This is a genomic window from Nocardia macrotermitis (assembly GCF_009604405.1).
GTDB classification, from domain to species: Bacteria; Actinomycetota; Actinomycetes; order Mycobacteriales; family Mycobacteriaceae; genus Nocardia; species Nocardia macrotermitis.
Window position 1 is genome coordinate 123,659 of record NZ_WEGK01000009.1, and the last position, 17,082, is coordinate 140,740.

19 protein-coding genes and 1 pseudogene are annotated in these 17,082 nt (G+C 69.3%); 4 read left to right on the top strand and 16 right to left on the bottom strand.

All coding sequences use genetic code 11. From position 1 onward, the window contains the following. Positions 1 to 13: 13 nt before the first annotated feature. The 6 genes from lgt to NRB20_RS21225 form a co-directional block, all read right to left on the bottom strand. On the bottom strand, positions 14 to 1,138 hold the full coding sequence (lgt, locus tag NRB20_RS21200) for a prolipoprotein diacylglyceryl transferase (RefSeq protein ID WP_153412070.1): 1,125 nt from the start codon (positions 1,136 to 1,138) through the stop codon (positions 14 to 16). A 108-nt stretch (positions 1,139 to 1,246) separates the two neighbouring features. Further along, entirely contained in the window at positions 1,247 to 2,038 is a 792-nt protein-coding gene (trpA, locus tag NRB20_RS21205; protein ID WP_319945213.1) for a tryptophan synthase subunit alpha, read from the bottom strand. A 213-nt stretch (positions 2,039 to 2,251) separates the two neighbouring features. Then, the gene (gene trpB, locus NRB20_RS21210) at positions 2,252 to 3,526 is read right to left on the bottom strand and encodes a tryptophan synthase subunit beta (protein WP_153411893.1); all 1,275 of its coding nucleotides are present in this window, start codon (positions 3,524 to 3,526) and stop codon (positions 2,252 to 2,254) included. Further along, positions 3,523 to 4,347, bottom strand: a complete 825-nt coding sequence (gene trpC, locus NRB20_RS21215) for an indole-3-glycerol phosphate synthase TrpC (RefSeq protein ID WP_153411894.1) — start codon at positions 4,345 to 4,347, stop codon at positions 3,523 to 3,525. Before trpC ends, trpB begins: the two co-directional genes overlap by 4 nt. A gap of 147 nt (positions 4,348 to 4,494) precedes the next feature. After that, complete coding sequence (locus NRB20_RS21220; protein ID WP_153411895.1) at positions 4,495 to 5,265, bottom strand: TIGR02234 family membrane protein; 771 nt, start codon at positions 5,263 to 5,265, stop codon at positions 4,495 to 4,497. A 1-nt stretch (position 5,266) separates the two neighbouring features. Further along, entirely contained in the window at positions 5,267 to 6,826 is a 1,560-nt protein-coding gene (locus NRB20_RS21225) for an anthranilate synthase component I (protein WP_153411896.1), read from the bottom strand. Between the two features lie 235 nt (positions 6,827 to 7,061). Between NRB20_RS21225 and NRB20_RS21230 the strand changes: the two genes are divergently transcribed. The 3 genes from NRB20_RS21230 (at position 7,062) to NRB20_RS21240 (ending at position 8,664) form a co-directional block, all read left to right on the top strand. Then, entirely contained in the window at positions 7,062 to 7,358 is a 297-nt protein-coding gene (locus tag NRB20_RS21230) for a hypothetical protein (protein WP_194289952.1), read from the top strand. Positions 7,359 to 7,424: 66 nt separating this feature from the next. Continuing rightward, positions 7,425 to 8,003: a permease gene (locus NRB20_RS21235; RefSeq protein WP_153411897.1), complete on the top strand. Its 579-nt coding sequence runs from the start codon at positions 7,425 to 7,427 to the stop codon at positions 8,001 to 8,003. Between the two features lie 145 nt (positions 8,004 to 8,148). Next, positions 8,149 to 8,664, top strand: coding sequence for a MarR family winged helix-turn-helix transcriptional regulator (locus NRB20_RS21240; protein ID WP_319945214.1), 516 nt, complete (start codon positions 8,149 to 8,151; stop codon positions 8,662 to 8,664). Positions 8,665 to 8,778: 114 nt separating this feature from the next. On the opposite strand, the gene hisI is transcribed toward NRB20_RS21240, so the two are convergent. The 9 genes and pseudogenes from hisI to hisD all read right to left on the bottom strand — a co-directional run bounded on the left by hisI (position 8,779) and on the right by hisD (position 15,735). Next, on the bottom strand, positions 8,779 to 9,126 hold the full coding sequence (hisI, locus tag NRB20_RS21245) for a phosphoribosyl-AMP cyclohydrolase (protein ID WP_319945215.1): 348 nt from the start codon (positions 9,124 to 9,126) through the stop codon (positions 8,779 to 8,781). A 10-nt stretch (positions 9,127 to 9,136) separates the two neighbouring features. Further along, complete coding sequence (gene hisF, locus NRB20_RS21250; protein WP_153411898.1) at positions 9,137 to 9,910, bottom strand: imidazole glycerol phosphate synthase subunit HisF; 774 nt, start codon at positions 9,908 to 9,910, stop codon at positions 9,137 to 9,139. Beyond that, a complete protein-coding gene (locus NRB20_RS21255) occupies positions 9,907 to 10,731 on the bottom strand; it encodes an inositol monophosphatase family protein (protein ID WP_153411899.1) in 825 nt (274 codons plus the stop codon). Before NRB20_RS21255 ends, hisF begins: the two co-directional genes overlap by 4 nt. Before the next feature lie 85 nt (positions 10,732 to 10,816). Further along, positions 10,817 to 11,542 (bottom strand): annotated as a pseudogene (priA, locus tag NRB20_RS21260) (bifunctional 1-(5-phosphoribosyl)-5-((5-phosphoribosylamino)methylideneamino)imidazole-4-carboxamide isomerase/phosphoribosylanthranilate isomerase PriA); the annotation flags it as partial. 130 nt (positions 11,543 to 11,672) lie between these two features. Continuing rightward, positions 11,673 to 11,795 carry a hypothetical protein gene (locus NRB20_RS38970; protein WP_264766367.1) on the bottom strand — a complete coding sequence of 41 codons (123 nt, stop codon included), beginning with the start codon at positions 11,793 to 11,795 and terminating at the stop codon, positions 11,673 to 11,675. A gap of 151 nt (positions 11,796 to 11,946) precedes the next feature. Continuing rightward, complete coding sequence (gene hisH / locus NRB20_RS21265; protein ID WP_319945216.1) at positions 11,947 to 12,579, bottom strand: imidazole glycerol phosphate synthase subunit HisH; 633 nt, start codon at positions 12,577 to 12,579, stop codon at positions 11,947 to 11,949. Next, positions 12,576 to 13,211, bottom strand: coding sequence for an imidazoleglycerol-phosphate dehydratase HisB (gene hisB, locus NRB20_RS21270; protein ID WP_153412076.1), 636 nt, complete (start codon positions 13,209 to 13,211; stop codon positions 12,576 to 12,578). The genes hisH and hisB overlap by 4 nt, the downstream gene beginning before the upstream one ends. A gap of 56 nt (positions 13,212 to 13,267) precedes the next feature. Next, positions 13,268 to 14,392 (bottom strand): histidinol-phosphate transaminase, encoded by a 1,125-nt coding sequence (locus tag NRB20_RS21275; RefSeq protein WP_319945260.1) that lies wholly within the window; start codon positions 14,390 to 14,392, stop codon positions 13,268 to 13,270. Between the two features lie 5 nt (positions 14,393 to 14,397). Next, positions 14,398 to 15,735 (bottom strand): histidinol dehydrogenase, encoded by a 1,338-nt coding sequence (gene hisD / locus NRB20_RS21280; protein ID WP_153411900.1) that lies wholly within the window; start codon positions 15,733 to 15,735, stop codon positions 14,398 to 14,400. A gap of 182 nt (positions 15,736 to 15,917) precedes the next feature. Between hisD and NRB20_RS21285 the strand changes: the two genes are divergently transcribed. Further along, positions 15,918 to 16,319 (top strand): PPOX class F420-dependent oxidoreductase, encoded by a 402-nt coding sequence (locus NRB20_RS21285; protein ID WP_153411901.1) that lies wholly within the window; start codon positions 15,918 to 15,920, stop codon positions 16,317 to 16,319. Positions 16,320 to 16,446: 127 nt separating this feature from the next. Here NRB20_RS21285 and NRB20_RS21290 read toward each other — a convergent pair whose 3' ends face one another. After that, a complete protein-coding gene (locus NRB20_RS21290) occupies positions 16,447 to 17,034 on the bottom strand; it encodes a maleylpyruvate isomerase family mycothiol-dependent enzyme (RefSeq protein WP_153412078.1) in 588 nt (195 codons plus the stop codon). Positions 17,035 to 17,082 lie beyond the last annotated feature (48 nt).

Genomic DNA, 17,082 nt, shown 5'->3' on the forward strand with positions numbered 1-17,082 from the left:
GCCGCGCGAGCTGCTACTCGGCGGATTTCGACGAGGCGCCCGTCGACTTCGTCGCCGTGGAGACCGTCGATTCGTCATCGTCGGCGGCATCGCTTTCGCTACCGGCGGTGTGCTCGTCCGGCACGGCGTCCGATGGGGAATCGTCCGGCGAGTCGCCGGGCTCAGCTTGCCCGGCTTCGCTGTCCGGCGCATCCGAATTCTCGGCGGCCGCAGCGGCGGCCTGGGATTCCGCACCGTGCGCCCGCAACGCACCGAACTGCCAGGGCCACGGCCGCTTGCCGCCGGGTTGCAGTGCCGCGGCGGCCTCGCGGCCCTTGGTCGCGAGCACGAAATAGGCCAGGGCGCAGACGAATACGATCGTCGAGGTGAAGGTGTTGATCCGCAGGCCGAGGATGTGTGTGGCGTCGTCGTCGCGCAGCAGCTCCACCCAGAACCGGCCGAAGGTGTAGACCGCGACGTACAGCGCGAACAGCCGCCCGTGGCCGATGCGCCAGCGGCGGTCCGCCCAGAGCAGCAGGGCCACACCGATCAGGTTCCACACCAGCTCGTACAGGAACGTCGGCTGCACGATCCGCTGCACCACGCCGGTGGACACGCCGTTCATCATGTCCAACTGGCCGTTGTGGTCGAAGCGCAGATAGATCTCCAGGCCCCACGGCTTGGTGGTGTCGTGGCCGTACAGTTCCTGGTTGAAATAGTTGCCCAACCGGCCGATCGCCTGCGCCAGCAGAATGCCCGGCGCGATCGCATCACCGAAGGCGGGCAACGGAATTCGATACACCCGGCAGCCGATCCAGGCGCCCACACCGCCCAGCAGCACCGCGCCCCAGATGCCCAGGCCGCCGTCCCAGACCTTCAGCGCGTCCCAGGGGTCCTTGCCCGTGTCGAAGTAGCGGTACCAGTCGGTGCACACGTGGTAGAGCCGCCCACCGATCAGACCGAACGGCACCGCGAACATCGCGACGTCCAGGACCGCGCCCGCCTGCCCGCCGCGCTGCTGCCAACGCCGCTCGCCCAGCCAGATCGCGGCGATGATGCCGATGATGATGCACAGCGCGTACGCCCGCAGCGGCAACGGCCCGATATTCCAGACACCGCGCGGCGGACTGGGGATGTAGGCCAGCACGGAACTGTGCATGGCACTGTTGGCGACAACGCTTTCGGCCAGGACTCGGTAGGTCACGGGCCCCACCGTAACGGAGACCGCCGACACCGGACCAGGCGCGGTCGGCCCGGCCGCGGCGGATCAGGAGGCGACGGCCGCCGAACGCACACCCTCGGCCAGTTCCGCGGTCAGCGCGCGCACCTGGTCCAGCCCCTGGCTCGCGGCGGTGACCAGCGCCGAACCGACGATCACGCCGTCGGCGTAGGCGGCGATCTCCGCCGCCTGCGCACCGCTGCGCACGCCCAGGCCCACCCCGATCGCGATATCGGAATGCGCCCGGATCCGCGCGCACAGTTCCGGCGCCATCGAGGACACCGCGGCGCGGGCGCCGGTGACGCCCATCGTGGAGGCGGCGTAGACGAAACCGCTACTGGCCTCGATGGTTTCGGCCAGCCGCTCCTCGGTGGAGGACGGCGCGACCAGGAAGATGCGATCCAGTTCGTGCGCCCGCGAGGCGGCGAACCAGTCGCCCGCCTCCTCCGGGATCAGATTCGGGGTGATGATGCCCAGCCCGCCCGCGGCGGCCAGATCACGGGAGAAACGGTCGACGCCGTACTGCAACACGGGATTCCAGTACGTCATCACCACGGCCTTGCCACCGGCCCGGGTGATCGCCTCGACCACCGCGAAGACGTCCCGCACCCGCACCCCGCCGCGCAACGCCTGTTCGGCGGCGGCCTGGATGGTGGGTCCGTCCATCACCGGATCGGAGTACGCGACGCCGACTTCGATGACGTCACAACCGGATTCGACCATCGCGGTGCACGCGGCGATGGAACCGGCCAGATCCGGATACCCGGCGGGCAGATAACCGATCAGCGCGGCCCGACGCTCCTCGCGGCATGCGGTGAACGCATCGGCCAACCGGCTCACTTGTGCTCCTCATGAGACTCGTCGTCGAACAGGCCGAACCATTTCGCGGCGGCGCTCTTCGATGTCACTGCCATGTCCTTGTCGCCGCGACCACCGACCACGTTCATCGCGAACCCTCGTCCTGAGCAGGCCCGTCGAACAGGCCGAACCATTTCGCGGCGGCGCTCTTCGATGTCACTGCCATGTCCTTGTCGCCGCGACCACCGACCACATTCATCGCGAACTCTCATCCTGAGCAGGCCCGTCGAACAGGCCGAACCATTTCGCGGCGGTGTCCATATCCTTGTCGCCGCGGCCGGACAGGTTCACCAGGATGATCGAGCCCTCGCCCAGTTCGCGACCGAGTTTCAGCGCGCCCGCGACGGCGTGCGCGGATTCGATGGCCGGGATGATGCCCTCGCAGCGGGACAGCAGCAGCAGCGCGTCCATCGCCTCGGCGTCGGTGATCGGGCGGTACTCCGCGCGGCCGACGTCCTTGAGGTAGGCGTGCTCCGGCCCGACGCCCGGGTAGTCCAGACCCGCCGAGATCGAATGCGATTCGATGGTCTGCCCGTCCTCGTCCTGGAGCAGATACGAGTACGCGCCCTGGAACGCGCCCGGCGTGCCACCGGTGAATGTCGCTGCGTGCCTTCCGGTTTCGACGCCGTCACCGGCCGCCTCGTAACCGATCAGGCGCACGCCCGCGTCATCGATGAAGGGGTGGAAGATGCCGATCGCATTGGATCCGCCGCCGATGCAGGCCGCGACCGCGTCGGGCAGCCGCCCGGCCTGCGCCTGGATCTGCGCCCGCGCCTCGAGTCCGACCACCCGCTGGAAATCGCGCACCAGCAGCGGGAACGGGTGCGGGCCCGCGGCGGTGCCGAAGGCGTAGTAGGTCTCGTCGGCATTGGTGACCCAGTCGCGCAACGCCTCGTTGATGGCGTCCTTGAGGGTCTGCGAACCGGTGGTCACCGAGACGACCTTCGCACCCAGCAGCCGCATCCGCGCGACATTGAGCGCCTGACGGGCGGTGTCCACCGCGCCCATGTAGATGATGCATTCCAGCCCGAGCAGGGCGCACGCGGTCGCGGTGGCGACGCCGTGCTGACCCGCGCCGGTCTCGGCGATGATCCGGGTCTTGCCCATCCGCTGCGCCAGCAGGGCCTGACCCAGCACATTGTTGATCTTGTGCGAACCGGTGTGGTTCAGATCCTCGCGCTTGAGGAAGATCCGCGCGCCCCCGGCGTGCTCGGCCAGGCGGCGGCATTCGAACAGCGGCGAGGGACGTCCGGCGTAGTCGCGCTGCAACCGGTCCAGCTCACCCAGGAACTCCGGGTCCACGCGGCACTTGTCGTACTCGGCGGTGACCTCCTCGATCACGGCCATCAGCGCCTCGGGCACGTGCCGACCGCCGTAGACGCCGAAATGCCCGCCCGCGTCGGGTTCGTGACTGCGCCGCGTGACGCCCTCGCTGGCCTGCGGCAGCAACGGTTCCTGCGTCCGCGTCATCGCGCCGCACCCCGCCGCAGCGGGCGCGGGCAGGACGGATGGGTACCGGCCGTGGCCAGTTCGGACACCGCCGCACGCGGATCACCGCTGGTCACCAGGCTCTCGCCGACCAGCACGGCATCCGCGCCGGCACCGGCGTAGGCGAGCAGATCCGCGGTACCGCTGATCCCGGACTCCGCGACCCGGATCACCTCGGTGGGCAGACCCGGTGCGATGCGGGCGAAGACGTCGCGATCCACCTCGAGCGTCTTGAGGTTGCGGGCGTTCACGCCGATGACCGAGGCGCCGGCCTCGAGCGCGCGGTCGGCCTCCTCCTCGGTGTGCACCTCGACCAGAGCGGTCATGCCCAGCGATTCGGTGCGGTCGATGAGCGAGGACAGCACGTCCTGCGGCAGCGCCGCGACGATCAGCAGGATCACATCCGCGCCGTGCGCGCGCGCCTCGTGGATCTGGTACGGGCCGACCACGAAATCCTTGCGCAGGATGGGCAGGTCGACGACCGCGCGCACCGCGTCGAGATCGTCCAGGGAGCCGTTGAACCGGCGTCCCTCGGTCAGCACGCTGATGATCCGCGCGCCGCCGTCCTGGTAGGACTTCGCCAGACTCGCGGGATCCGGGATGTCGGCCAGCTCGCCCTTGGAGGGGCTGGAACGCTTCACCTCGGCGATCACTCCGACGCCGTCCTGATGCAGGGCGGCCAGGGCGTTGCGCGGTGACACGGCGGCCGCGGCGGCCTTCTTGACGGCCTGGAAATCCAGGTGGGCTTCCCGAGCGGCCACATCCGCGCGGACCCCGTCGAGAATCGAGTCGAGTACCGTCATCTGGCTCGAATCCTTTCTGGGGAGACGGAGTTGATGCCTGAGAATCCCCCCAGGCCGTTGTCTCTCACCGAACTTGATAAAGAGTAAATGGCTATGTTCCCGACGCCGACAGCGGGGTGTTCCGCGTCGCACCTGGGCGGATGTGACTCACCGGTCACGTTCGGCCCCGTCGTCGGTGGGGTCCGCGCCGGCGTCCAGCGCATCCCACAGCACGCGTTCGGACAACGGCTGGTTCGCGGCGGGACTCGCCTGCGGCGCAGCGGTTTCCGACGTCCCGGACGGGGTGTGCTCCGAAGTTGCGGATGGAGTGTCCGCGCGGTTGTCGCGCTGCCGGGCGACCTGCTCGGCCGCAGCCGCCCGCCGGAACACCGGGTTGTCGTATTTACCCGACATCCGGGCCGTGGCCTCGGGCATCCGCGCGAGCAGCAGACCCGCGACGAACGCCAGCACCGCGCCGATCAGACTCAGCGCCGCCGGAAATCCCGCGGTGACCACATGATCCACGTGCGCGCGGGCGGGTAGCTGCGCGAGGGTCGCGGCGCGCTCGGACGTCCTGCCGTGATGGGTCAGCAGCGCGAATCCGGGTACCGCGGCCACCGCCGCGAGCAGTGCGACCACCACCCCGACCAGCCGCCGCAACCAGCCGCGCGTCGCGAAGACGGCCGCCACCGCGGCCAACAGGACCAGCGCGACCGGGGTCAGCGCGCCGAACCAGACGCCCCCGTCGAGCCGGTGCGTGGCCGGTTCGGTGAGCCCGTCCGAGGAGGTGATGGTGACCCACGTCATCCGCGAGGCGCCCCACAGCGCGGCCGCCGACAACGCCAGCAACACCACCGGTCCGATCGGATTCCTCCGCCGCACAGGGGTTTCGGGCTGTTCTGGGAGCTCGTCGCCGGGCAGGGATTCAGCCGCGTTCATCTCAGCCCGCCGTGCCCGCGTCGGGGGCGAAGGCGCGGACCGTGCGGGCCGCGGCGACGGCCTTGAGCACCGCCATCGCCTTGTTCCTGGACTCGGCGTCCTCGTACTCGGGTTCGGAATCCGCGACGATGCCGCCACCGGCCTGCACATAGGCGATGCCGTCCTTGAGCACCGCGGTGCGGATGGCGATGGCGGTGTCGGCGTCACCGGCGAAGTCGAGATATCCCACCACTCCGGCGTACACCCCGCGACGGGTCGGCTCCAACTCCTCGATCAACTGCATCGCGCGGACCTTGGGCGCGCCCGAGAGCGTGCCCGCCGGGAAGCACGCCTGCACCGCGTCCAGGGCGATACGTCCCTCGGCCAGTTCCGCGGAGACCGTCGAGACCAGATGCATGACGTGGCTGTACCGCTCGACGTGGCGATAGTCCGTCACGCGCACGGTGCCGGGTCGGCAGACCCGGCCCAGATCGTTGCGGCCCAGGTCGACGAGCATGAGATGTTCCGCGTTCTCCTTCTCGTCGGCCAGCAGATCCTTCTCGAGCAGCACATCCTCCTCGGTGGTGGCCCCGCGCCACCGGGTGCCCGCGATCGGATGCGTGGTGGCGACGCCGTCCTTGACGGTCACCAGCGATTCGGGGCTCGAGCCGACGATGGAGAACGCGGTCTCGCCCGACCCGTCCGGAACGTGCATCAGATACATGTACGGACTCGGGTTCGAGGCCCGCAGCATCCGGTACAGATCCAGCGGGCTGCCGTCGTAATCCATCTCGAACCGCTGCGAGAGCACCACCTGGAACGCCTCGCCGGCTTCGATCTCCTTGACCAGCCGCCGCACGCCCGCGTGGTGTTCCGCGCTGCTGCGCTGCCGCCGGTACTCCGGCTCGGGGCGGTCGAACACCGAGACGGTCGAGTCGGCGGGCGCGGCCAGCGCGACGGTCATCCGGTCCAGCCGGGCGACCGCGTCGTCGTACGCCTCGTCGACGCGCTCGTCGGTGCCGTTCCAGTTGACGGCGTTGGCGATGAGGGTGATCGCGCCCTCGTGGTGGTCGAACGCGGCCAGATCGGTGGCCAGCAGCATCACCATCTCGGGCACGTGCAGATCGTCCTGCGCGAGCGAGGGCAGCCGTTCCATCCGGCGCACGATGTCGTAGCCGAGGTAGCCGACCAGGCCGCCGGTCAGCGGCGGCAGATCCGGGAGACGTTCGGTGCGCAGCAGTTCGAGGGTGTCGCGCAGGGCGTGCAGCGGATCGCCGCCGGACGGGGCGTCGGCGGGGGCCGGGCCGTACCAGGCGGCCTCGCCGTCCACGACCGTCAGCGCGGCCGGGCTGCCCGCGCCGATGAACGACCATCGCGACCACGATCGCCCGTTCTCGGCCGACTCGAGCAGGAACGTGCCCGCCCGGTCGGCGGCCAGCTTGCGGTAGGCCGAGAGCGGAGTCTCGGAGTCCGCCAACACCTTTCGAGTCACCGGGACCACCCGGTGCTCGGCCGCGAGAGCACGGAAGTGTTCGCGGGTGGTGGTGGTCGAGGTCCCCGGACGATCGGTTGCGCCGTGCATACGACCCATCATTTCAGGACCGGGCAATCGAGATTCCCGCGGCCCACACCCAGCCTGCCCGGTTCGCCCCCTGCGTGAGCGCCCCGGGCGTTACCCTTACGAGCGCCGTTCGCGGGCGGACGAGGTCACCGGCGGCGGATGCGTTCGAGCCCCCAGCCAGCATTTCCTGCCCTCCGCGGCGCGCGAGTCCGATCGGCGCGGCGGGCACCCGAGACAGAGCGGAGTTCGTTTACCGATGTACCCCTCGCAACCGATCGCACCGGAGGTCCCCCGGTACCCGTCGCAGCAGCCGGGCGGTGCGCCCCGGACGATGTCCCGCAGCCCGCAGAGCAGCGGTGCGCGGTCCGACGCGCTGGCCACCTTCGTCACCTACGCGAAGGCCCTGGAAAGCCTGGACCGGCGGAAATTCCCGGACGAGTACGCCGAGCACGCCGACCGCATCAAGGAACTCGAGCCGTTCCTGAAGGCGCACGGCATTCTGGACGTCATGCAGATCAAGAATCCGGAAGTGGCCACGCTGCTCGGGGTCTGACCGGCTTTTCGGTACCGGGCGTGTGCCGCGCCCGGTACTTCGGCTAATTCCGCCTACGCTGGTCATATGACCTCGCACAGTGCGGAGCAATCATCCAGCACCAATATCTGGCGAAATCGGATCATCGGCGTCGTCGCCGTGATCGCGGTGCTGGTCGTCGCCTATTTCATTCTGGCCTCCTTCATTCCGCGCTGGTGGGCGCAGCGCATCGCGACCATGTCCGGGCACGGCAGTTTCGCCAAAGGCATCTGGTCGGGTCTGGGGTTGGGCTTCTTCTGCACGGTGATCCCGCTGTTCCTGCTGCTGAGCGGCGTCGTGGTCTGGCGACGCAAGGGCGGGCGGTTCCTGGCCGGATGCGCGGCCGTGCTGGCACTGGTGGTGGCCGTGCCGAATCTGATGACGCTCACCATCGTCTGGGGTGGCAGCGGCGCCGCGCACGCCGGGGAACGCGTGCTGGATGTCCAGGCGCCCGGTTTTCGCGGCGCCTCGCTGATCGGCGCGATCGTCGCGGCGATCCTGTTCCTGCTCGCACTGTTCCTGCGGATGCGCGGGCGCTGGCGCACGCGCCGCGCCGGGCGGCATCGCCGGGATTCCAGCGGGTCGCAAGCACCTGCCGAGCCCGCTGACGTGGAACGCAACGGGTGAGAGATGTCACGTCATTCAGAACATCCGTGACCATCGAGCGAAATCATGGCAAACTACATGTTTGCAGGTGACCGTGGATTGACCGATCAACCAGACCCAGTTTCGCAAACGAGATCACGTCACTTGGCTGTAAGAGAGGCTCGAAGTGACGAAGTGGCTGAATCCCACCGAACAGCGAGCGTGGCGAATCCTGGTCGCGCTCACGACCCGGCTGCCCGCCGCCATGGATACGCAGATGCAGCGGGAATCCGGCGTCACGCACTTCGAGTACTTCGTTCTCGAGCTACTGGCCGCCGAGCCCGAACACCGACTTCAGCTCAGCGAACTGGCCTCCCGAGCAAACGCCTCGCTATCTCGGCTGTCGCATGTGGTGACCAAATTGGAGCGGCTCGGCTGGGCCAAACGCGAGATGTCCACGGGCCGTCGCGGCGCGGACGCGGTACTCACCGAAACCGGGCTGCTGAAGGTCCAGCAGGCCACCCCCGGTTACCTCGAGGCCGTGCGCGGACTGGTCCTGGACGGGCTGGACGAGCGGCAGACCGAGCAACTCGCGGAACTCGGCGAGGCGATGGTCGCGCAACTCGACAAGGGGCTCACCCGGGGACTCGGTCGCGCCAACGGCAGACCGTCGACGGAGAACGCCGAACCCGCACCGGAGTGACGCTCGCCGGAGATCGGATCATTGCGAGCACATCGCGAACTCCGTATCCCGCCGAGACCCGAATCACGCAGTCCGACAACTCATCCCGAGCCACTCGGCGCGGCGATGATCGGTTCAGCTCTGGTCGGTCAGCAGGACATCCGAATCCCAACAGGTGTGCGTGCCGGTGTGGCAGGCCGCGCCCTCCTGGTCGACGATCAGCAGCAACGTGTCCCCGTCGCAGTCCAGCCGCACCTCGTGCACGTACTGGGTGTGCCCGGAGGTCTCGCCCTTGACCCAGTACTGCTGCCGCGAACGCGAGTAGTAGGTCGCCTTGCGGGTGGCGAGGGTGCGGGCCAGGGCCTCGTCGTCCATCCACGCCATCATCAGCACGTCACCGGTGCCGCGCTCCTGCGCGACCGCGGCGACCAGTCCGGCCTCGTTGCGTTTGAGGCGGGCGGCGATGGCGGGATCCAGACTCACGCCCTCCACGCTAGCGGACGGTGATCCCCTCGCCGCGCATGGCGTCCTTGACCTGTCCGATGGTCAGATCGCCGAAGTGGAACACGCTCGCGGCGAGCACCGCGTCCGCACCCGCCTGCACGGCCGGGGCGAAATCCTCCACCTTGCCCGCGCCTCCGCTGGCGATGACCGGCACCGAGACCGCCGCGCGCACCGCGCGCAACATCCGCAGATCGAAACCGGCCTTGGTGCCGTCGGCGTCCATCGAGTTCAGCAGGATCTCCCCGACGCCCAGTTCCGCGCCGCGCACCGCCCACTCGACCGCGTCGATACCGGTGCCGCGCTTACCGCCGTGCGTGGTGACCTCCCAGCCCGAGGGGGTCGGTTCGGTGCCTTCGGGCACGGTCCGGGCGTCCACGGACAGCACGATGCACTGCGAGCCGAACCGCTCGGACATCTGCCGCAGGATCTCCGGATTCGCGATGGCCGCGGTGTTCACCGACACCTTGTCCGCGCCCGCGCGCAGCAGCCGGTCCACGTCGTCCACGGTGCGCACGCCGCCGCCGACGGTGAGCGGGATGAAGATCTGCTCGGCGGTGCGGGTGACCACGTCGATCATGGTGCCGCGATCGCCGGTGGAGGCGGTGACGTCCAGGAAGGTCAGCTCGTCCGCGCCCTGGGCGTCGTAGGTGGCGGCCAGTTCGACGGGATCGCCGGCGTCCCTGAGGTTTTCGAAGTTGACGCCCTTGACGACGCGTCCGGCGTCGACGTCCAGGCACGGGATCACGCGCACGGCCACTGTCATCGGTTCGTCTCCCCTGCGGCCTCGTCGACCGCGGTATTGATCATCTCCAGCAATTCTTCGTGCACGCCGGGCGCGGCCGCGAGCACCGATCCCGAGGTGATGGTCCACGGCTCGCCGAGCAGGTCGGTCACCACTCCCCCGGCCGCGCGCACCAGCGCGACTCCGGCGGCGTTGTCCCAGGGGTGATGGCCGAACACGACCGCGCCGCCCAGCACCCCGGATGCGGTGAAGGCCAGGTCGATTCCGGTGGAACCGTGCATGCGCACCCGCCCGGACAGCCGGCTCAGCGCACCCAGCAGATCGAAGCGGAACCGACCCGGGATGCGCCCGCGCGAATCCACGTTGAACGCGCCGAACCCGATCATCGCCTCGGCCAGGGTCCCGGATGCCAAGGGCGGCAACGGTTTCCCGTCCAGCAGCAGCGGACCGTCGACCGCGGCGGCGTAGCGGCGGCCCAGCAGCGGCAGCCAGGTCAGCCCCAGCACCGGGATGCCGTCGTGCACCAGCGAGAGCAGGATGCCCGAAAGTGGGTGTCCCGCGGAGTAATTGAAGGTGCCGTCGATCGGATCCAGCACCCACGAGGTGCCCGAGTCGAGCGCGGGTCCGCCGAATTCCTCACCGTGCACGGCGATTCCGGTGCGCTCGAGCAGCGCCTCGGACAGGGTTCGTTCGAGTTCCAGATCCAGGGCGGTGGCGAAATCGCCGCGCCCCTTCTCGACCGCGCTCGGCGCGCCGAGTCCCTCCACGAAACGTGGTGTGGCCGAATCCAATATCTCGCTCGCGATGGCGAGCAGCGCCTGGTTGTCCGATTGCGCGGTCATCTCCTCAGTGTCCATCGGGCGTGTGCGTGGGGCCTACGTGGTTACGCTCCGCTACCGCCTCCGGCCCTTGACCGCCCACGCCGAGCACCGCGTCCAGCGCCTCGGGCAAGCTGAATCGCCCGGCGTACAAGGCTTTTCCGACGATCGCGCCCTCGACGCCGTCGGGGACCAGGCCCGCGATGGCGCGCAGGTCATCCAGCGTGGACACACCGCCGGAGGCGACCACCGGGGCCTCGGTGGCCTGGCAGACCTCGCGCAGCAGATCCAGGTTCGGGCCGGTCAGGGTGCCGTCCTTGGTGACGTCGGTGACGACGTAGCGCGAGCAACCATCCCGTTCGAGCCGTTCGAGGACCTCCCACAGATCGCCGCCGTCGCTGACCCAGCCGCGCCCGCGCAACCGGTATTCGCCCTCGGTCAGTCGCACGTCCAGGCCGACCGCGATCCGGTCGCCGTATTCGCCGATCGCGCGGGCGGCCCAGGTCGGATTCTCCAGGGCGGCGGTGCCCAGGTTAACCCGGGCGCACCCGGTGGCCAGCACCGCCTGCAGCGAGTCGTCGTCGCGGATGCCGCCGGAGAGTTCGACCTTCACATCGAGTTCGCCGACCACCTCGGCGATCAGGTCGCGGTTGGAGCCGCGCCCGAAGGCCGCGTCCAGGTCGACCAGATGGACCCATTCGGCGCCGGCCTGCTGCCAAGCCAGGGCCGCCTCACGCGGTGATCCGTAACTCGTCTCGCTGCCCGCCTCCCCCTGGACCAGGCGAACAGCCTCACCATTGGCGACATCGACGGCGGGAAGCAGCACAAGATTCACGGCAGTAGCCTACTGGGCAACCGTACTGCTTCCGGCTCCGGGCCGGACCCGCCGCAGGCCCGAGGCCCGGAACGGACTCCGAACAGCGGCCGGGAACGGCCCGCGCGACGCCGGAGCACTCGCGAGCGCGCTAACTGGACCCGGCCGCCGCGGACCCCGCCGCCGAACCGCTCAGCAGCGGAATCCCCGCCGAGCCGGTGTTGATGTAGCCCAACCACATCGGCAGATCGAATGCCGTACCCAGGACGTTCACGACAGCAGCCCCTTTCGTCACATGGTCCCGACCGCCCCTCGACCATAGCCCGAGTCGAGGGGCGAACCTACGACCTGCGCGATGAGCGTCGGCGGGGACTCCGGCGTATCGAGGCGTCCCGGACCGCGCCGACAAACGCCCTGGTCGGTTGCTACAGCGAGTTCACCCAGTTGCGCAGGAGCTGCGCGCCCGCGTCGCCGGACTTCTCCGGGTGGAACTGGGTCGCGCTGAGCGGGCCGTTCTCGACCGCGGCCAGGAACGGCACGCCGTGTTCGGCCCAGGTGAGTTTCGCCGGGGGGATCGCCGTGTCCTCGTCGCTCCAGGCCCATTTCTGGGCGGCGTAGGAATGCACGAAGTAGAAGCGGGTCTGCTCGTCCATCCCCGCGAACAGCACGCTGTCCGCGGGGGTACGCACGGTGTTCCAGCCCATGTGCGGCAGCACCGGCGCGGACAGGCGCTCGACCGTGCCTGGCCATTCGGCGCAGCCGTCGGTCTCCACGCCGAATTCGACGCCACGTTCGAACAGGATCTGCATGCCGACGCAGATGCCCAGCACCGGTCGGCCGCCCGCGAGACGTTTGCCGATGATGCGTTCACCGCGCACCGCGCGCAATCCGGCCATGCAGGCGCCGAAGGCGCCGACCCCGGGGACCACCAAACCATCTGCGGCCAAAGCGATTTCGGGGTCGGCCGTGACGGTGACGTCGGCGCCGGCCCGGATCAGGGCGCGGTGGGCCGAATGCAGATTGCCGGAGCCGTAGTCCAGCAGCGCAACGGATTTCACAGCGCCCCCTTCGTCGAGGGCACGCCGCTGACCCGCTCGTCGAACTCCACCGCGGCGCGCAATGCCCGTGCCACGGCCTTGAATTCGGCCTCGGTGACGTGATGTTGGTCCCGCCCGTACAGCACCCGCACGTGCAGCGCGATGCGGGCGTTGAGGGCGATGGATTCGAACACGTGACGATTCAGCACCGTGGAATAGGGCGCCCCGGGACGCGGACCCGAACTCGCGACCGGCGCACCGGGAATCACGGTGTGCAGCAGGTGATCCGGCTCGCCGGTGTGCACGCAGTAGGGCCGCCCGGACACGTCCACCACCGCATGGGCCAGCGTCTCGTCCATCGGGATGAAGGCGTCGCCGAAGCGGCGGATGCCCTTCTTGTCGCCGAGGGCCTGGCCGAGCGCCTGCCCGAGCACGATCGCGGTGTCCTCGACGGTGTGATGCGCCTCGATCGCGATATCGCCCTCCGAGCGCACGCTCAGATCGAAACTGGCGTGTGCGCCCAGGGCGGTCAGCATGTGGTCGTAGAACGGGACGCCCGTGGAGATCTCGGTGCGACCGGTGCCGTCGAGATCCAGCTCGACGACGATGCTGGACTCCTTGGTGGTGCGCTCCACCCGCGCGATTCGGTGCATACTCGCTCTCGACTCGGGATTCGTGTCGGCCGGTGTGACCGCGGCCGGATCGGTGCTCACGGGATCACCCGCTCGGTGTCCGCCAGAAGTGCGCTGACGCGCAGAAATTCGTCGTTCTCGGCGGTGAGACCGATGGTGACGCGCAGATGTGCGGGGATACCGACGTCGCGGATCAGCACGCCCTCGTCCAGATACCGCTGCCAGGCGCGCGGTGCGTCGGCGAAGGGACCGAACAGCAGGAAGTTGGCGTCACTCGGTGCGACCCGGAAACCCATCTCCCCCAACGCCTTCGCGACCCGATCGCGCTGCACCGCCAGTTCCGCGACGCTGGCCAGGGTCTCGTCGGCGTGCCGCAGCGCCGCCCGCGCCGCGGCCTGGGTGACCACCGACAGGTGATACGGCAAGCGCACCAACAACATCGCGTCGATCACCGCGGGCGCGGCGGCCATATATCCCAGACGGCCACCGGCGAAGGCGAACGCCTTGGACATCGTCCGGCTGACCACCAGCTTGGCCGGGAACCGATCGATCAGCTCGATCGCGCTGGGCGCACCGGAGAATTCGGCGTACGCCTCGTCGACCACGACGATGCCCGGCGCGGCCTCGAGGATCCGGATCAGGTCCGGCTGAGTGATGCTGTGCCCGGTCGGATTGTTCGGGCTCGTCACGAACACCACGTCGGGGCGGCGTTCGGCGATGTGCGCGAGGGCGTAGTCGATGTCGAGGGTGAAATCGGCATCACGTTTGGCCGCAACCCATTCGGTGTCGATGCCCTCGGAGATGATCGGGTGCATCGAATACGACGGGACGAAACCCATTGCGCTGCGGCCGGATCCGCCGAACGCCTGCAACAGCTGTTGCAGGATCTCGTTGGATCCGTTGGCGGCCCACACATTCGACACGTCCAGCGCGACGCCGGTCTGGCGGGTCAGATAGGCGGCCAGGTCGGTGCGCAGGGCGACCGCGTCGCGGTCCGGGTAGCGGTGCAGATCCGCGGCCGCGGCCCGGATGGATTCGGCGACGTCGTCGACCAGCGCCCGGCTCGGCGGATGCGGATTCTCGTTGGTGTTCAGCTGCACCGGAACGGTCAATTGCGGTGCGCCGTAAGGGGATTTGCCGCGCAGGTTCTCCCGCAGCGGCAGATCGTCCAGGGAGATCGAGGCACCCGGGATATTCGCCACACTCGTCACGACAGCGCCTCGAATCGCGCCTGCACGGCCTGGCCGTGGGCGGGCAGATCCTCGGCCTTGGACAGCGCGACCACATGTCCCGCAACGTCTTTCAGCGCGGCCTCGGTGTACTCCACGACGTGGATGCCGCGCAGGAAGGTCTGCACGCTCAACCCCGAGGAGTGCCGGGCGCACCCGGCGGTCGGCAGCACGTGATTGGATCCGGCGCAGTAGTCGCCCAGGCTCACCGGGGACCACGCGCCGACGAAAATCGCTCCGGCACTGCGGACCCGGGCCGCGACCGCGGACGCGTCGGCGGTCTGGATCTCCAGGTGTTCGGCGGCGTAGGCGTCGACCACGCGCAGACCCTGATCGATGGTGTCCACCAGGACGATGCCGGATTGCTTGCCGGACAACGCCTCTGCCACCCGGTGGTGGTGTTTGACGACCTCGAGCTGCGCGTTCACCGCGGTCTCGACCGCGTCGGCGAGCGCGGCGCTGTCGGTGACCAGCACGCTGGCGGCCAGCACGTCGTGTTCGGCCTGGCTGATCAGGTCGGCGGCGACGTGGATCGGGTCGGCAGTGGCGTCGGCCAGGATCGCGATCTCGGTGGGTCCGGCCTCGGCGTCGATGCCGACCAGGCCGCGGCACAGGCGTTTGGCGGCGGTCACGAAGATATTGCCGGGGCCGGTGATCATGTCGACCGGTTCGAGTGCGGATCCGGTGGTGTCGGTGCCGCCGTAGGTCAGCAGGGCCACGGCCTGTGCGCCGCCGACGGCCCAAACCTCCTCGACGCCGAGCAGTTTCGCCGCGGCCAGAATGGTCGGGTGCGGCAGGCCGCCGAACTGGGCCTGCGGCGGGGAGGATACGACCAGTGAGCCGACCCCGGCGGCCTGGGCGGGCACCACGTTCATCACGACGCTGGACGGGTAGACCGCGTTACCGCCGGGCACGTACAGCCCGACCCGCTCCACCGGAACCCAACGCTCGGTGACGGTCCCGCCGGGCACCACCTCGGTGGTGGTGTCGGTGCGGCGCTGATCGGCGTGCACCTTGCGGGTCCGCTCGATGGCGATCTCCAGCGCGGTGCGCACGGCCGGGTCCAGCTCGTCCAGCGCCCGGTCCAGCTCCTGGGCGGGCACCCGGATCGAGGCCGGGACCACGCCGTCGAACTTCTCGCTGAACTCCTGTGCCGCCTCGACACCCCGATCGCGAATCGCCTCCACGACCGGTCGCACATGATGCAGCACCGAGTCGACGTCGACTCCCCCACGCGGCAGCGCGGTGCGCAGCTCGGCGGCGGTGGGAGTACGACCGCGCAGATCGACGCGGGCGAGCTCGATGCGGGATGTCATAGCGGTGTGGAATCCTTGTCTGTGCTGGTCATCACACCCGAGGCAGGATGGCCCCGGACCACATACCAGACTATCGGGTCCGCGTCGCGCGCCATCCGCCGCCCGACCGGCCGGGCATACCGCAGCGCGCCGCGTGGTTCGATCCGGACGTACACCACACACCGACGACGGAAAGAGGGACGATGGTCGAGATCCCCGCCAAGGCCCGTGACCTGCTCGAGCGCCCCATCTTCGCGAGCCTGGGCACCACCCGCCCCGACGGCGCGCCGCAGGTCAACCCGATGTGGTTCGTCTGGGACGGCGAATACATCTGGTTCACGCACACCAACGCCCGGCAGAAGTTCCGGAACCTCGCCGCCGAACCGCGCGTCTCGATCTCGATCTTCGATCCGGACAAGCCGTATCGCTACATCGAGGTCCGCGGCGTGGTCGACCACGTCGAACCGGATCCGGAGGGCTCGCTGTACAGCAGCCTGTCGCAGCGCTACGGCGGCGGGCCGATCGTGCCGCCCGACGCGAAGGATCGCGTGAAGCTGGCGATCCGGCCGACGCACGTGTCGGGGTACGCGGTCACGCGGGACTGAGCGTTCGCCGGGCCGCCGCACGCACGGCGTCCCGGCGCGGTCTCCGTATCTCGGGAGTGAATCGGATTCGGGCGCAATGATTCTCGCGATGCGTCGGCCGATGCCGGTACGCCGTGACGGCGCGCGTTCACCCGTGACGCAGGCGCAGGATCGGCACTCCGTCACCGGTCAGCTCGTCCAAGGCGACGGTGCGTCCCACCATCGCCAGGGCCAGTGCCTCGCCCGGGCCACTCACCTCGGGGCCGACGCCGCGCGACCACTCCACGTCGGTCGCGATGAAGCGCAGGCCGCTGGTGTATCGGCCGGGGCGGGCGAAGGGGTCCGGGTGGGCCAGCACCGCGCGCAGGCGTTCGGGGGGCACGGTGCGGGGGTGTCCGAGGGGGCGGCGAATGTCCTGCTGGTGCACGAACATGTCGGCCAGGCCGATCTTGGGGACCAGCCGCGTGATGTGCTCGCCGTTGTGCTCGAACCTGTCCAGCAGCTCCGCGACGGACAGGGGTTTGGCGCGGTCCACCAGCGCGTTGTTCACCCCGTCCGGGGAGAACCCGCAGCGCACCCCCACCATCATGTAGTCCGACAGAGTGGTCGCGTCGTACAGCAGATGCCCCACCACATCGCGCACCCGCCACCCCGCGCACAGCGACGGCGACTCCCACTCCTGCTCGCTCAGCGAATGCAGCAGCGCGGCCAGTTCGGCGCGCTCCTCTCTGAGCATCTGCCGTATATCCACAGTGGAAGGCTAACCGGCACAACGAGTACGGCA

Bases quoted from the DNA above. Each gene is read 5' to 3' on its own strand.
- lgt (WP_153412070.1), bottom strand. From the start codon at position 1,138: ATGCACAGTTCCGTGCTGGCCTACATCCCCAGTCCGCCGCGCGGTGTC.
- trpB (WP_153411893.1), bottom strand. From the start codon at position 3,526: ATGACGCGGACGCAGGAACCGTTGCTGCCGCAGGCCAGCGAGGGCGTC.
- trpC (WP_153411894.1), bottom strand. From the start codon at position 4,347: ATGACGGTACTCGACTCGATTCTCGACGGGGTCCGCGCGGATGTGGCC.
- NRB20_RS21220 (WP_153411895.1), bottom strand. From the start codon at position 5,265: ATGAACGCGGCTGAATCCCTGCCCGGCGACGAGCTCCCAGAACAGCCC.
- NRB20_RS21225 (WP_153411896.1), bottom strand. From the start codon at position 6,826: ATGCACGGCGCAACCGATCGTCCGGGGACCTCGACCACCACCACCCGC.
- NRB20_RS21230 (WP_194289952.1), top strand. From the start codon at position 7,062: ATGTACCCCTCGCAACCGATCGCACCGGAGGTCCCCCGGTACCCGTCG.
- NRB20_RS21235 (WP_153411897.1), top strand. From the start codon at position 7,425: ATGACCTCGCACAGTGCGGAGCAATCATCCAGCACCAATATCTGGCGA.
- hisF (WP_153411898.1), bottom strand. From the start codon at position 9,910: ATGACAGTGGCCGTGCGCGTGATCCCGTGCCTGGACGTCGACGCCGGA.
- NRB20_RS21255 (WP_153411899.1), bottom strand. From the start codon at position 10,731: ATGACCGCGCAATCGGACAACCAGGCGCTGCTCGCCATCGCGAGCGAG.
- hisB (WP_153412076.1), bottom strand. From the start codon at position 13,211: ATGCACCGAATCGCGCGGGTGGAGCGCACCACCAAGGAGTCCAGCATC.
- hisD (WP_153411900.1), bottom strand. From the start codon at position 15,735: ATGACATCCCGCATCGAGCTCGCCCGCGTCGATCTGCGCGGTCGTACT.
- NRB20_RS21285 (WP_153411901.1), top strand. From the start codon at position 15,918: ATGGTCGAGATCCCCGCCAAGGCCCGTGACCTGCTCGAGCGCCCCATC.
- NRB20_RS21290 (WP_153412078.1), bottom strand. From the start codon at position 17,034: ATGCTCAGAGAGGAGCGCGCCGAACTGGCCGCGCTGCTGCATTCGCTG.